11 protein-coding genes are annotated in these 14,067 nt (G+C 71.6%); 7 read left to right on the top strand and 4 right to left on the bottom strand.

What is annotated here, in order from left to right; translation table 11 throughout:
* The first annotated feature begins 7 nt into the window (after positions 1-7).
* Positions 8-784, top strand: coding sequence for a tol-pal system protein YbgF (ybgF, locus tag BDK63_RS06775; RefSeq protein ID WP_183330608.1), 777 nt, complete (start codon positions 8-10; stop codon positions 782-784).
* 17 nt (positions 785-801) lie between these two features.
* On the top strand, positions 802-1,566 hold the full coding sequence (locus BDK63_RS06770) for a YciK family oxidoreductase (protein WP_183330607.1): 765 nt from the start codon (positions 802-804) through the stop codon (positions 1,564-1,566).
* Here BDK63_RS06770 and BDK63_RS06765 read toward each other — a convergent pair.
* The 3 genes from BDK63_RS06765 to ubiG all read right to left on the bottom strand — a co-directional run bounded on the left by BDK63_RS06765 (position 1,561) and on the right by ubiG (position 3,897).
* Positions 1,561-2,385, bottom strand: coding sequence for a hypothetical protein (locus tag BDK63_RS06765; RefSeq protein ID WP_183330606.1), 825 nt, complete (start codon positions 2,383-2,385; stop codon positions 1,561-1,563). The two genes, BDK63_RS06770 and BDK63_RS06765, sit on opposite strands and share 6 nt — an antisense overlap.
* A gap of 103 nt (positions 2,386-2,488) precedes the next feature.
* The gene (locus BDK63_RS06760; RefSeq protein ID WP_183330605.1) at positions 2,489-3,175 is read right to left on the bottom strand and encodes an HAD-IA family hydrolase; all 687 of its coding nucleotides are present in this window, start codon (positions 3,173-3,175) and stop codon (positions 2,489-2,491) included.
* Positions 3,172-3,897 carry a bifunctional 2-polyprenyl-6-hydroxyphenol methylase/3-demethylubiquinol 3-O-methyltransferase UbiG gene (gene ubiG, locus BDK63_RS06755; protein ID WP_183330604.1) on the bottom strand — a complete coding sequence of 242 codons (726 nt, stop codon included), beginning with the start codon at positions 3,895-3,897 and terminating at the stop codon, positions 3,172-3,174. The genes BDK63_RS06760 and ubiG overlap by 4 nt, the downstream gene beginning before the upstream one ends.
* Positions 3,898-4,099: 202 nt before the next feature.
* Here ubiG and galU point away from each other — a divergent pair, with 202 nt between their 5' ends.
* A complete protein-coding gene (galU, locus tag BDK63_RS06750; protein WP_183330692.1) occupies positions 4,100-4,990 on the top strand; it encodes a UTP--glucose-1-phosphate uridylyltransferase GalU in 891 nt (296 codons plus the stop codon).
* 5 nt (positions 4,991-4,995) lie between these two features.
* Positions 4,996-6,300, top strand: a complete 1,305-nt coding sequence (locus tag BDK63_RS06745) for a UDP binding domain-containing protein (RefSeq protein WP_183330603.1) — start codon at positions 4,996-4,998, stop codon at positions 6,298-6,300.
* Positions 6,301-6,408: 108 nt separating this feature from the next.
* On the opposite strand, the gene BDK63_RS06740 is transcribed toward BDK63_RS06745, so the two are convergent.
* Positions 6,409-6,987: a superoxide dismutase gene (locus tag BDK63_RS06740; RefSeq protein ID WP_183330602.1), complete on the bottom strand. Its 579-nt coding sequence runs from the start codon at positions 6,985-6,987 to the stop codon at positions 6,409-6,411.
* Between the two features lie 247 nt (positions 6,988-7,234).
* On the opposite strand from BDK63_RS06740, the gene BDK63_RS06735 reads away from it, so the two are divergent.
* From BDK63_RS06735 to tamB, 3 genes are read left to right on the top strand one after another with little or no spacing between them, the layout of a single operon-like run.
* The gene (locus BDK63_RS06735) at positions 7,235-8,125 is read left to right on the top strand and encodes a coiled-coil domain-containing protein (RefSeq protein WP_183330601.1); all 891 of its coding nucleotides are present in this window, start codon (positions 7,235-7,237) and stop codon (positions 8,123-8,125) included.
* Positions 8,126-8,184: 59 nt separating this feature from the next.
* A complete protein-coding gene (tamA, locus tag BDK63_RS06730; RefSeq protein WP_183330600.1) occupies positions 8,185-10,062 on the top strand; it encodes an autotransporter assembly complex protein TamA in 1,878 nt (625 codons plus the stop codon).
* Positions 10,026-14,048: an autotransporter assembly complex protein TamB gene (tamB, locus tag BDK63_RS06725; protein WP_183330599.1), complete on the top strand. Its 4,023-nt coding sequence runs from the start codon at positions 10,026-10,028 to the stop codon at positions 14,046-14,048. The genes tamA and tamB overlap by 37 nt, the downstream gene beginning before the upstream one ends.
* Positions 14,049-14,067: the final 19 nt, after the last annotated feature.

Here is a 14,067-nt window from a genome sequence, read left to right as displayed (position 1 = left end):
GACACGCATGAAACACGGTCTGAAAGGACTATGCGGCGCGGGAGCCCTGGTGCTCCCGCTGTCCGTATGGCTCCCTGCCCTTGCCCAGCAGCCGGTGGTCGAGGACCTCACTGCCCAGCCGCGCTCCTTCTACCAGCAGACGGAAACCCGCGAGGAGGCGGGTGGCAGCCTGGTGATCTTCAACCAGGTGCAGCAGCATGACGAGGAGATTCGCCAGCTGCGCGGCCAGGTCGAGGAGCTTCGCCACCAGCTCGAACAGCTGCGCCGCCAGACGCGGCAGCAGTACATGGACCTCGAGGATCGCCTGGCGTCGGGTCCCGTCGGCGTCGGCGTCGACAGCAGCGCCCAGGTCGACGAGCAGGCCGCGCAAGAGGTCGTCCAGGCGCCGTCGCCCAGCGGCGCCGATCCGGACGCCCAGGCGGCCTACCAGCAGGCCTTCGCCCGGGTGCAGGCGCGCGAGTTCGGCGAGGCGATCGCCGCCTTCGAGCGCTTCGTGGTCGACCACCCCGACAATACCCTCACCGCCAACGCCCACTACTGGCTGGGCGAGCTGCACGCCGCCGAGGGCAACCTGGAGCCCGCCGAGGCGGCCTTCCGTACCGTGCTCGACGACTTCCCCCAGAGCGGCAAGGTGCCCGACTCCCTCTACAAGCTGGGCCTGCTGAAGGCGCGCCAGGGTGACCCGCAGGCGAGCCGCGAGCTGCTCGAGCGCGTCCGCGAGGCGTACCCGGAGAGCACCGCGGCCGGCCTGGCCAACGACTTCCTGCGCCAGTCGGGCAACTGATTCACCAAGGAGCATCCATGACGACCTGCAAGATCGACTACCAGGCGCCCGCCGACCTTCTCCAGGGGCGCAACATCCTGGTCACCGGCGCCGGCGACGGGATCGGCAGGGCCGCGGCCCTGACCTTCGCGCGCCATGGTGCCACGGTCATCCTGCTGGGCCGTACCATCGCCAAGCTGGAGAAGGTCTACGACGAGATCGAGGCCGCCGGGGGGCCGCAGCCGGCGATCTTCCCGCTGAACTTCGAGGGGGCCACCCTCAAGGACTACCACGACATGGCCGAGACCATCGACCGGGAGTTCGGCCGCCTCGACGGGCTGCTCCACAATGCCGGCCTGCTGGGGCGCATCACGCCCTTCGAGCAGTACAATCCGGAGCTGTGGGAGCAGGTGATGCAGGTCAACCTCAATGGCCCGATCTGGATGACCCAGGCGCTGCTGCCGGCACTCAAGTACTCGGCCGATGCCTCGATCGTCTTCACCTCCTCCAGCGTGGGGCGCCGGGGGCGTGCCTACTGGGGGGCCTATGCGGTCTCCAAGTTCGCCACCGAGGGCTTCGTCGAGGTGCTGGCCGACGAGCTGGAGCACCTCGGCAATGTCCGCGTCAACAGCCTCAATCCCGGCGCCACGCGGACCCAGATGCGCAAGACCGCCTATCCCGGCGAGGATCCGGCGACCCTGCGCACCCCCGAGGAGATCATGCCCACCTACCTGTGGCTGATGGGCCCCGACAGCCGCGGCCACAATGGCGAGAAGTTCGACGCCCAGCCGCCTCGGTCATGAATCGCGCCGCCGGATCGGCCCTCGGATCGAGCGGCTGCCGGCGCTGCCGCTGCCCGGCTGGAAGATGGCCATGCCGGGCGGTGTGGCCTGCGGATCGACCTGATCCCGGATTCGCGAGACGTCTTCGCTGCTGATCAGTGGCTCGCCTTCATCGTTCGCCCCTGCCTGGACCATGAGACGCCCCTCGTACTGCCAGCGGTGCTGTGGAACTCGGGCGATGCGCCACTCGCGCCCCTGCCAGCGGCCCCGTGTCGGACCCATCAGGGTCAGCTCCTCGAGCGGGATCAGGGCCGCGAAGAGTCGGCTGTTCAGCACGATGCCGGTGTTGCCCAGGCGCACGCCACCCTGGTAGCGGTGCTGCCTCAGTGCGGTCAGGGCGCGCCATGACCGCTGGCGAGGATGATAGAGGGTGCCGCTGCCACACAGATGCAGGATGTCACCATCCACCTGCTTGACCACCCAGACGGGGATGGGCGTCAGCCCGACGCGCTGCAGGCCACCCCTGACCGCCAGGGCGCATCGCCCGGGCAGGCCGGCGATGTCATGGGCATGATGGGCGAGGGCAGGACCGATAGGCCCGAGGCGTTTCAGGCCGGCGGACACCGGCTGCGATTTCCTCCTCGCCTCCTCGGCACTCTCCGGATCCGGCACGGCGTGAACGGCCTCTCGGCCCGATTCTGCCGCCAGGAGTGCCCGTCGCGAGAAGGCGGTGCCACAGTCGATGCAGCGGTAGGAGTGGGGCAGCCTGACCAGGCGCCGCCACAGTGACCGTCGGTTCCTGTAGATGCCATGGCTCGCGCAGTGAGGACAACGCTTCATCGTCTGGCCCCCTCCGCCAGGGGCATGCCGCGGCCGCCATCAGCGGCGACCGCCCACACCAGTATCGTGGCCGGCGGGAGGGGGGACCAGATCAAATCCCTGGTCAGCGGGTGGGAGCTGTCTCAGCAGGGGCGATGGCGGCCACCAGCGCCTCGCTGGTCTCGAACCAGAGGTCGGCGGGCCAGCGCCGATAGTCGTCGCCCTCCTCGATGTAGCCGTAACCCACCGCCACGGCCGCCATGCCGGCGGCGCGCGCCGCCTGCATGTCCCGCAGGTGGTCGCCGATGTACCAGCAGACGGCGGGTGTCGCCCCCAGGCGACGGGCGGCCTCCCAGAGCGGGTCCGGCGCGGGCTTCTTCACCGGCAGGTCGTCGGCGCAGATCAGCGCCCCGGGCCTGAGTGCCAGGGCGGCGACCAGCGGCTCGGCATAGGCGCGGGGCTTGTTGGTGACGATGCCCCAGGGGCGGCCGGCGCCTTCCCAGCGCTCGAGCAGCAGATCCAGGGGGGCGAAGACCCGGCTCTCCTCGGCGACCGCCTGGCCATAGGCCGCCAGCAGGAAGGCGCGGGCCTCGTCGTGGCCCTCGGCCTCCCTCGCGAGGTCCAGCGCCAGGGTCACCAGGGCGCTGCCGCCGTTGGAGACCTGGGCGCGGATCGTCGCATAGGGCAGGGGGGCGAGGCCGTGGTGGGCGCGCAGCGCATTGGTGGCCCGGGCCAGGTCCGGGGCGGTATCCACCAGGGTACCGTCGAGGTCGAAGAGCAGCGCCTCGGGCCGCGCGGCGATGTCGTTCACGGGGCCTCCCGGCGGCAGTGCATCAGGTAGTTCACCGAGACGTCGCGCTCCGACAGGCGGTAGCGGCGGGTGACGGGGTGGTAGACCAGGCCGTTCTGCTCGCGCACCTCCAGGCCGGCCTCCCGGCACCAGGCGGCAAGCTCGGCGGGACGGATGAACTTCGCGTAGTCATGGGTGCCGCGGGGCAGCATGCGCAGCAGGTATTCGGCGCCCAGGATCGCCAGTGCATAGGCCTTGGGGTTGCGGTTCAGGGTCGAGAAGAACACCTGGCCGCCGGGCTTGGCCAGCGCCGCGCAGGCGCGCACCACCGAGGCCGGGTCGGGCACGTGCTCGAGCATCTCCAGGCAGGTCACCACGTCGAAGCGGCCCGGTGACTCCTCGGCCAGCGCCTCCACGCTGACATGGCGATAGTCGACCTCGACCCCGCTCTCCTCGGCATGCAGCCGGGCCACCGCCAGCGGCGCCTCGCCGAGGTCGATGCCGGTGACCTCGGCGCCACGGTGGGCCATGGCCTCGGCCAGCAGGCCACCACCGCACCCCACGTCCACCACCCGCTTGCCGGCGAGGCCGGCGCGGGCGTCGATGAAGTCGAGGCGCAGGGGGTTGATGTCATGCAGCGGCTTGAACTCGCTGTCGGGGTCCCACCAGCGACTGGCCAGGGCCTCGAACTTGGCGATCTCGCCGGGATCGACGTTGCCCGCTTGCGTGTGACTTGCGCCCATCTGAGCTCTCCGTCCGTTGTGGAATCGTGGAATCAACTTGCTGTCCCAACCTGATTTGTCGCCGAGTCGACACAGTGGCAGGTCGAGGATCGTCCGGTATCATGGCCATTCTACCCGCTCTCGGGGAGGCTTTCCCATGACCCGCGCCATCGCGGCGAGGGGGGAGCGGGACGACGATCACATTCCGGACAAGGACTTCACCATGATCAACAAGGCCGTGCTTCCCGTGGCCGGCTTCGGCACCCGCTGCCTGCCGGCCTCCAAGGCGATCCCCAAGGAGATGATCACCATCGTCGACCGCCCGGTGATCCAGTATGTGGTGCAGGAGGCGGTGGCAGCGGGCATCCGCGACATCGTGCTGGTGACCCATGGCAGCAAGGGCGCCATCGAGAACCATTTCGACAAGCACTTCGAGCTCGAGGCGAGCCTCGAGGCGAAGGGCAAGCACGAGCTGCTCGAGGAGCTCCGCTCCATCGTGCCCGGCGACGTCAACATCATCAGCGTGCGCCAGTCCGAGCCCCTCGGCCTCGGCCATGCCGTGCTCTGCGCGCGGCCGGTGATCGGCGATGATCAGCCCTTCGCGGTGCTGCTGCCCGACGTGCTGGTGGATGACGATGGCCTCGAGCGCAACGACCTCGCCGGCATGCTGGACGCCTTCGACCGGACCGGCCGGGCCCAGCTGATGGTCGAGGAGGTGCCCCGCGAGCTGGTCTACAAGTACGGCATCGTCGACACCGGCGGCGAGATCCCGGCGCCCGGCGAGTCACGGCCGCTTTCCGGCGTGGTCGAGAAGCCGCCGGTGGCGCAGGCGCCCTCCAACCTGGCGGTGATCGGCCGCTACGCGCTGCCGGGCAGCATCTTCCCGCTGCTGGCCGAGACGCCGCCGGGGGCCGGCAACGAGATCCAGCTCACCGACGCCATCGAGACCCTGCGTCGCCAGCAGGGGGTGGACGCCTGGCGGATGCGCGGCAAGACCTATGACTGCGGCCACCAGCTCGGCTACCTCGAGGCGATCCTGGCCTATGGGCGCCGCCATGCCCGCTACGGCGAGGGCTTCCGCGAACTGCTGGCCCGCTACGCCGGCGAGGAGTGAGCGTCATGCGCGTGCTGATCCACGGCAGTGAACTCGCCGCCGCCACCGCCGCGGCGGCCCTTTCCTGGGTCGGGCACCGGGTCACCTGGCTGCCCCATGCGGCCACCCCCTGGGCCACGCTCGCCCGTGCCGACTGGCTGCGGCGCGAGCCGCGCCTGCTGCTCCAGCTGGAGGAGGCCCAGGCCAGCGGCAGCCTGCGGCTGGTCGAGGAGGGGGCCACGGCGGCCGAGTGCCTGGCGGACCAGGAGGTGGTGTGGCTCTCGCTGTCACCCGAGCAGCGCGGCGAGGTCGCGCCGCTGCTCTCGCGGCTGGCGAAGGCGTCGCCAGGCGACCTGGTGCTGGTCAACAACTCCACCTTCCCGGTGGGCGAGACCGAGCGGCTGGAGACCCTGCTCGAGGGGCGTGGCCACGCCGTGGCCCTGCCCGACCTGATCGAGGAGGGGCGGGCCTGGGATACCTTCACCCGCCCCGGGCGCTGGCTGCTGGGCTGCGACGATGCCGGCGCCGAGGCCCGGGTCAGGGAGCTGCTGCGGGCCTTCAACCGCCGCAGCGAGGTGTTCCAGCGCATGCCGCGGCGTGCCGCCGAGCTCACCAAGCTGGCCATCAACGGCATGCTGGCCACCCGCATCAGCTACATGAACGAGATCGCCGGCCTCGCCGACAGCCTGGGCGTCGACGTGGAGTTCGTGCGCCAGGGGATGGGCTCCGATTCGCGGATCGGCTACGAGTACCTCTATCCCGGCTGCGGCTTCGGCGGTCCCAACTTCTCCCGCGACCTGATGCGCCTGGCGGACGTGCAGTCGGCCAGCGGGCGCCGTTCGGCCCTGCTGGAGCAGGTGCTCGACATCAACGAGCACAAGAAGGAGACGCTGTTCCGCAAGCTCTGGTCGCATTTCCACGGTCGCCTCGAGGGGCGCACGGTGGCGATCTGGGGGGCCGCCTTCAAGCCCGGTACCGCGCGCATCGACCATGCCCCGGTGCTGACCCTGCTGCGCTCCCTGTGGGCCCAGGGGGTCAGGGTTCGCCTCCACGATCCCTCGGCGATTCCGGCGCTGCTGGCCGAGGTCGGCGAACATCCGCTGCTCGAGGTGTTCGATGGCGACCCCTACGTCGCCTGCGAGGGGGCCTGCGCGCTGATGCTGGTGACCGAGTGGAAGGCCTACTGGAACCCCGACTGGCCGAAGCTCTCGGCGCGGCTCGGCGACAAGCTGCTGCTCGACGGTCGCAACATCTACGACCCGGCGTGGGTGGCCGCCCAGGGGCTGCACTACCGCGGCATCGGTCGCCGGGCCGACCCGCTGCCTGCCTGAGTCGGGCGACGCCGCCTGCTGCCCGCTGCCCCGTGAACGAAGACGGCCCCGCCAATGGCGGGGCCGTCTCGTCTCGGGGCGTCGCTGTGCGCCTGTGGCGCCGCGACCTCAGCCGAAGTTCTGGGCGACGAAGTCCCAGTTAAGCACGCTCCAGACGTTCTCGAGGTACTTGGGACGCGCGTTGCGATAGTCGATGTAGTAGGCGTGCTCCCAGACGTCGATGGTCATCAGCGGGGTCTGGCCATGGGCGATGGGCGTGTCGGCATTGCTGGTGTTGACGATGTCGACGCCGCCGTCATCGGTCTTGATCAGCCAGGTCCAGCCGGAGCCGAAGTTGGCCACGGCATTGGCATTGAAGGTTTCCTTGAACTTGTTGAAGGAACCGAACTTGGCCGTGATGGCGTCGGCCAGGGCGCCGGACGGCTCGCCGCCGCCGTTGGGCGACAGGCAGTGCCAGTAGAAGGTGTGGTTCCAGACCTGGGCCGCCTGGTTGAACAGGCCGCCGGAGGAGGACTTGATGATCTCTTCCAGGGACTTGCTGGCGTCATCGGTACCGTCGACCAGCTCGTTGAGCTTGGTGACATAGGCCTGATGATGCTTGCCGTAGTGATACTCGAGGGTCTCGGCGGAGATGTGCGGCTCGAGTGCGTTCTTGTCATACGGCAGGGCGGGCAGTTCAAATGCCATTCAGGTTCTCCTCGGTCGTCACGAAAGTCACGGCGCGACAGTGCGGACTCCTTTCCCCGGATGTCGAGGGCGCCGCTGCGTTGGCCGCCGCTTCGTGCGTTCCGGGGTAAAAAAACCTTACACTGTTGCCACGCCGTGCAGGGTGCCGCGGCATCATAGCACCCGGCTCAAGGGTCGCCAATTCCGCCCCCCGCCCCCGCGGGACCGCGGCGGCGGCCATTTCCCCGCTCGAGAGAAGGAGTTCGCCATGGCAGAGCGCCCGGATGACCGCCGGTATGCCAGACCGATCGTGCCGGACCCGGACAGCAGCCTGTCGGCCCACCGCCTGCGCCACCCGCCGCCTCCCCGCGTCTGGCCGCTGTGGCTGCTGATCCTGGGGCTGATCGCCGCCGGCGGTGCCCTGGGATGGGTCGGCTGGCAGGAGCGCAACCGGCTCACGGCGGACCTGGCCCGGGTGAGTGGCGAGCTCTCCAACGTGCATGCCCGCTTCGACACCGCCCTGGGCGAAGGGGAGGCCCTCGACGAGATGGAGGAACGCCTGGCCGCGCTGGAACGCCGCGATGAGGCCCTGGGCGGCCACCTCGGCGTCCTCGAGGAGCGGCTCGAGGCCCGGGGCGACGACCTGGACGAGCGCCTGGAAGGGCTGCGGGAGCGCCTCACCCGCATCGGTGAGGCCGCCGCAACCCGCGAGGCGATGCTGGCGGCGACCGGCACCTCCCTGGATGCCCTGGAACGGGCCGGCGAGGAGGGGCGGGCCGCGCTGGAGGAGCGCATCGCGGCCCTGGCGGAGGCGCGCGAACGGGATGCCCGGCGCTTCGCCGAGCTCGACGAGGGTCTGGCCGCGCTGGAGGCCGATACCGGCCGCGGCGAGGCACTGGCCCGCCTGGAACAGGCCCAGGCCGCCCTCGAGGAGCGCCTGACCGAGGAGGCGAGGGCCCGCGAGGAGCGCGTCGAGGCGCTCGCCGCGCGCCTGGCCGGGGTGGCCGCGGAGGTTGAAGCGGCCGACGGCTCACGGGATGATGGGGCGCAACGCCTCGAGGCGTTGGCCGGCCGGCTGGGGGCGCTGGAGGCCGAGATCGGCGAGCTGCGCCGTTCCCAGCTGGCCCTGAGCGCGCGCCTCGAGGCCCTGCGGCCTTGAGGCGTCTCTGCCGCGCACCGAGCCGTACCATGGGGTCGCAGACAGGAAGGCGTCGAGATATGGACAATCACAGGGTCACTCGCCTGGGCGCCGCGACGCTCTGTGCCGGCATGACGCTGCTGGGCATGCCGCTCATGGCCTGGGCCCTCGAGGCGCGTCTCGAGGGACTGTCGGGCGACGTGGCCGAGAACGTCGCGTTCTACCTGGATGACCTGGATGCCACCCAGTTCAGCCGCGCCCGGGTGGAGGGCGAGGTGCAGCGGCGGACCCGGGAGGCGATGCGGGTCTACGGCTACTACGAGCCCGTGCTCGAGCTGACCCTCGACGACCAGGAGCCGCCCCGCTACGTCGAGCTCGCCGTCGAGCCCGGGCCGCGGGTGCGCATCGAGACGCTCTCGTTCCGGCTCGAGGGCGATGCCCAGGGCGACCCGCCGTTCCAGGAGGCGATCGACGCCTTCCCCCTGGCCGTGGGGGACCCGCTCGTGCATGCCCCCTATGACCGCCTGCGGGGCCGCCTGGCCAACCTCTCCCTGGAGCGCGGCTACTTCGACTGGCGCTTCGTGGACCGGCGCATGGAGGTCCGCCCCTTCGCCGAGAGCGCACGCCTCTACCTGGCGCTGGACAGCGGGCCCCGCTACCGGTTCGGCGACGTCACCATCAGCGGCAGCCATATCGAGCGCCAGCGCCTGCTCAATCTGCTGCCCTTCGCGCCGGGCGACCCCTACCTGGCCGGCGAGCTGGCCCGCTACAACCAGCGCCTGGGGCAGACCGAGTGGTTCGGCTCGATCACCGTGCGCCCCCGGCTCGTCGAGGGCCGCGGCCTCGCCCTGGAGGACGCGCCGCTCGACTGGTGGCAGGAGCTCGATGTTTCCGGCGGGCAGGTGCCGGCCGCCGGGGCAGACGGCCCGCGGCTCAGCGCGGCGGCGATCGGCAGCGCCACGGGGGTGGTGCGAACCGGGCCGCCGGTGGTCCCCATCGACATTGCCGTCACCCCGGCCGACCGCCACCAGTTCGAGGTCGGCGTGGGCTACGCCACCGACGTGGGCCCGCGCACCCGCCTGGCCTGGCACCAGCCGTGGATCAACCGCTTCGGCCACAGCCTGGACCATGACCTCTACCTCGCCGCCCCCGAGCAGCGCTTCAGCGGGGTCTACACCCTGCCGCTGGAGAATCCGCTGCGCGACCGCTACCAGTTCCAGTACGGCTTCCGCCATCGCGACAACGAGGATACCCGCTCCCTGGAGGCCACCCTGGAGGCGGCTCGCCGCTGGGAGTTCGAGAACCGCTGGGTGCAGACCCTCTACGTGCGCAGCACCTTCGAGGACTTCACCCAGGGCGGAGAGTCCGAGCAGGTGCTGCTGCTCTATCCCGGTATCCGCTGGTCCCGGACGCGCACCCGCAACCCCACCTTCCCGAGCTGGGGAGACCGCCAGCGCATCGCCTTCGAGGTCTCCGACGGCCTGTGGGGCTCCGATGCCGACTTCGTGCGCGTCACCGGCGAGAGCCAGTGGATCCGCATGTTCGGCGAGAACACGCGCCTGGTGGCCGGCACCGGCTTCGGCGCCATCGAGACCGATGACTTCGGCAAGATCCCGCCGTCGTTGCGTTTCTTCGCCGGCGGCGACCGCAGCGTGCGCGGCTATGCCTACGAGAGCCTCGCGCCGCGCAACGAGGAGGGGAAGCTGACCGGCGGCCAGCAGCTGTTCACCGCCACCGCCGAGCTGCAGCGGCGGGTGACCGGCGACTGGTGGGGCGCGGCCTTCATCGACACCGGCGATGCCTTCGAGGAGTGGGGCCCCGACGACCTCAACACCGGTGCCGGCCTCGGCGTGCGCTGGATCTCCCCGGTAGGGCCGATCCGCTTCGATATCGCTCACCCCTTCGACGACGAGGACAATGCGTGGCGCCTTCACTTCGCCATCGGTCCAGAGTTCTGACCCTCCTCTGGGCCCTCTTTCGCCTGCTGATCCTGCTCCCGCTCTGGCTGCTGGGGCTGGTCATCCTGGTGCTCGGCCTGGCCCTGTCCCCCTGGGGCACCGGCCTGCTGCTGGAGCAGGGGGACAAGCGCGGGTTCTATGCCCTCGAGGCCTCCGAGGGGGCCCCCCTCGACCGCCTGGTGCTGCATGGCCTGCGCCTCGAGGCGGGCCCCGCCCGGGTCGCCGTGCGCCGCCTCGAGCTGGCCTGGGCGGAGGACTGCGTGCTCGCCGGCCGCCTCTGCCTCGATACCCTGGCGGTGGAGGGGGCGAGGATCCGCCTGGGCGAGGGGGAGCCGGACGACGCGCCCGCCGAGCCGGGGGAGCCCCCCGGTGAGCTCCGCCTGCCGTTCCCGGTGGAGATCCGCGCGCTGGCCCTGATCGACGTGGAGATCAGCCTCGCCGACGGCACCCGGGTGCGCTGGGAGAGTTTCACCAGCGGGGCGGTGGCCGAGGACGATACCCTGACCCTGCTGCCGACGCGCCTGGCCGGCACCCGGCTGTTGCTGCCGCTCTCCCCGGGTGCGCAGCTGGCCCTCAGCGAGGGCGAGCACGAGGGCCCCCGGGTCGCCGCCGAGGCGATCGACGCGGCGATCGCCGTGCGTTCCCCGCTGCCGGCGGAAGTCGCCGCCGAGCTGGAGGGCCTGGCCGCCGCTCCCCTGGCCGACCAGCCCCGCCGCGAGCTCCCCGATATCTCGCTGCCGCTGCGCCTCGAGGTGCCGGAGCTGCTGGTCGAGGACACTCGCATCGAGGGGGCCATGGAGTACGGCGTCGAGCGCCTGGCCCTCACCCTCTCGGGCCAGGGGCACGAGATCACGATCCGGCCGCTCACGGTGAGCAACCGCGACGCCGACGCGCGGCTAGCGGCCAGCGTCTCGCTGCGCGAGGACTATCCGCTCGAGGCGCGTCTCGAGGCGGCGCTCTGGCTGCCCGACCGACTGCCCGAGCTGGCCGGGCAGCGGATCGACCTGGCCCTGGACGGCAGCCTCGCCGACCTGGTGGTGCGCCTCGGGCTCTCCGGGCCCGTCAATGCCGACCTCGACGCCCGCCTGGATGCCCTGGACCCGACGCTGCCCTTCACCGCCTCGCTCACCAGCGAGCTGATCCAGTGGCCACTGCCCGGCGCCGTGGCGGACGCTGACGACGAGGCGACCGACCCCGCGGCGCCCTGGCTGGTGGAGGCCCTCGCCCTGCGCCTCGAGGGCAGCCTGCTGGACTACCGGGTCGCCGCCTCGCTGATGGTGGAGGGCCCCGAGGTTCCCTATACCCGGGTGGCCCTGACCGGCACCGGCGACCTCGAGCACTTCGCCTGGACGCCGCTGTCGTTGACCCTGGGCGGTGCATCGGTGACCACCCGCGGTCGGGTCGACTGGGCCGAGGAGCTGGCCGTGGAGGCGCGGGTGCGGCTGGATCGCGTCGACCCGGGCCGCTTCGTCGACGGCATCAGCGGGCGCCTCGACGGCGACCTGGAGGCCGCCTTCACCCAGTCCGGGGAGGGCTGGTCCGTCGAGGTGCCGCGCCTGGCCATCGACGGCGAGCTCCAGGAGCTGCCGCTCTCCCTGCGGGCCCGCCTGGCCGGCAACAGCGCGATGCAGTGGCGAGTCGACACCCTGGACTTCCGGCAGGGCGACAACCGACTGTCTGCCGCGGGGCGGATCAGCGAGCAGGCGCTCGACCTGGCCGGCGAGATCGACATGCCGGCCCTGGCGAGCCTGCACGATGACCTCTCCGGCACCCTGGCCGGCGACTTCGCGGCCACCGGCACCCTCGAGGCGCCCCAGCTCGACCTGGAGCTCACCGCCGACGCCCTGCGCTTTGCCGAGCATCGCCTCGATCGGCTGCGACTGGCCGGTCGGGTCAGCGGCCTGGAGGATCCGGCGCTCGACCTGGGCCTGCAGATCGAGCGCCTGAATGCCGCCGGCCAGCGCTTCAGCGAGATCGACCTGGCCCTGGCGGGCCGCCTCTCCGACCACCGCCTGACCCTGTCGGCCGAGGCCGGCCGGGGCATGCCGCTCTCCCGCGCCGGGCTGGCCCTGGAGGGCGGCCTCGACCCGGCTCGGGAGCGCTATGCCGGGCGCCTGATGCCGCTGGAGGTCGATACCGAGTTCGGCGACATCCGCCTCGACGAGGCGCTCGCCTTCGAGGCCGACCTGGTCGCCGGCAGCGCCCGGGTCCAGCCCTTCTGCCTGCGCCGCGAGCAGGGCGGGGCCCTGTGCCTCGACCAGGCGCTGGACGCCTCGGCCGACAGCGGCCAGGTGCGACTGTCGCTTCGCGCGCTGCCGATGTCGCTGCTCGCGGAGGCCGTACCCGACGACTGGCGCCTGGACGGGGCCACCGACGCCGAGCTGGTGGCCGAATGGCGCCAGGGCGGGGCGGCCTGGCAGGCCGACCTGCGCCTGGAGAGCGAGCTCGAGGTGGCGGGGCTCGATGCCTACGGCCAGCCCTGGGAGCTGCCGGCCACGCGGCTGACGGTGGCGGGCCGGGCCGACCCGGGCAGCGCCGAAGTGGACCTGTCGCTGGTCCTGGCCGAGGCCGGGGAGGTCGGCCTGGAGATGCGCATCGACGACCCCGCCGGCGAGGGTCGCCTGGACGGTCGGCTGGTGCTGTCCGGCCTGCAGCTCTCCCGGTTCCGTACCCTGGTCGCCGGCATGGAGACCCTGGAGGGTGACCTCGCCGGCGACGTGCGGATCACCGGCACCCGCGAGGCGCCGGGGCTGGCGGGGCGCATCGGCCTCGCTGGCCTGCGCGTGCAGGGGGCCGATGTCCCCCTCGCGGTGCGCGATGGCGAGTTGGAGGTCCGGCTGGACGGTGACCGGGGCCAGATCAACGGCTTCATCGCCGCGGAGGAGGGCCGTCTCGACCTGAGCGGCGATGCCGCCTGGCCGAGCCCCGACGAGTGGCGCGTCGCCGTCGACATCGACGGTCGCGACCAGCCGCTGCTGGCCGTGCTGCCGGCCTTCGGCCAACTGCGCATGGCCCCCGACCTGCAGATCCGCGTGCGTCCCGACCGGCTGCAGGTGCGCGGCAATGTGCAGGTTCCCTGGGCGCGCCTGGAGGTCGGCGAGCTGCCGGCGTCGGCGGTATCGCCCAGCCCCGACGAGATCATCATTACCCCCCGGGACGAGGAGCGGGCGCGCCGCCAGGCCGAGCGCGCCGCCGAGGTGGCGGACGGGGAGCCCGGCGAGAGCGCCGCCCAGGCCCTGGCCGAGGCGGGCATGGCGGTGGACGTCCAGATCGAGCTGCGCCTCGGGCCGGACATGCAGCTCTCCGCCTACGGGCTGGAGTCGGGCCTGTCCGGTGTGCTCGAGGTGCGTCAGCAGAGCGGACCGGTGCAGCTGTTCGGCGACGTCAACCTGGTGGACGGGCGCTTCCGGGCCTATGGCCAGGACCTGCTGATCCGCGAGGGCCAGCTGCTGTTCAGCGGCCCTCCCGACCAGCCGCTGCTGAGCTTCGAGGCGATCCGCAACCCCAACGTGACCCAGGACGGGGTCATCGCCGGCCTGCGCGTCACCGGCACCGCCGAGTCGCCGCAGCTGCGGGTCTTCTCCGAGCCGGCCATGGACGAGGCACGGGCGCTCTCCTATCTGCTGCGCGGCCGGGCCCCGGACGACAGCGATACCGATGGGGCCCTGACCCAGGCCCTGCTGGGCCTGACCCTCGGCCAGACCGGCGGAGCGGTGGGCGCCATCGGCGAGGCCTTCGGCATCTCCGAGCTGGCCCTGGAGACCGCGGGGACCGGCGAGGAGAGCCAGGTGGTGGTCAGCGGCCAGCTCACCGACGACCTGAAGATCAGCTATGGTGTCGGGGTCTTCTCGCCCATCGCCGAGCTGACCCTGCGCTATACCCTGTGGCGGAACCTCTACCTGGAGGCGATCTCCGGGGCGGCCCAGGCCGTGGATCTCGTCTATGCCTTCAGCCGGCCGGGCAAGCCGCCCCGGCTCGACGAATGAACCCGTGACCAAGGAGACG

The organism is Halomonas campaniensis (genome assembly GCF_014193375.1).
Taxonomy (GTDB): Bacteria; Pseudomonadota; Gammaproteobacteria; order Pseudomonadales; family Halomonadaceae; genus Halomonas; species Halomonas campaniensis.
This window is presented reverse-complemented; position numbering and strand designations above follow the sequence as displayed.

What these genes read in the sequence shown, in the direction of transcription:
- ybgF (WP_183330608.1), top strand. Translation starts at nt 8, where the DNA reads ATGAAACACGGTCTGAAAGGACTATGCGGCGCGGGAGCCCTGGTGCTC.
- BDK63_RS06770 (WP_183330607.1), top strand. Translation starts at nt 802, where the DNA reads ATGACGACCTGCAAGATCGACTACCAGGCGCCCGCCGACCTTCTCCAG.
- BDK63_RS06765 (WP_183330606.1), bottom strand. Translation starts at nt 2,385, where the DNA reads ATGAAGCGTTGTCCTCACTGCGCGAGCCATGGCATCTACAGGAACCGA.
- ubiG (WP_183330604.1), bottom strand. Translation starts at nt 3,897, where the DNA reads ATGGGCGCAAGTCACACGCAAGCGGGCAACGTCGATCCCGGCGAGATC.
- galU (WP_183330692.1), top strand. Translation starts at nt 4,100, where the DNA reads ATGATCAACAAGGCCGTGCTTCCCGTGGCCGGCTTCGGCACCCGCTGC.
- BDK63_RS06745 (WP_183330603.1), top strand. Translation starts at nt 4,996, where the DNA reads ATGCGCGTGCTGATCCACGGCAGTGAACTCGCCGCCGCCACCGCCGCG.
- BDK63_RS06740 (WP_183330602.1), bottom strand. Translation starts at nt 6,987, where the DNA reads ATGGCATTTGAACTGCCCGCCCTGCCGTATGACAAGAACGCACTCGAG.
- BDK63_RS06735 (WP_183330601.1), top strand. Translation starts at nt 7,235, where the DNA reads ATGGCAGAGCGCCCGGATGACCGCCGGTATGCCAGACCGATCGTGCCG.
- tamA (WP_183330600.1), top strand. Translation starts at nt 8,185, where the DNA reads ATGGACAATCACAGGGTCACTCGCCTGGGCGCCGCGACGCTCTGTGCC.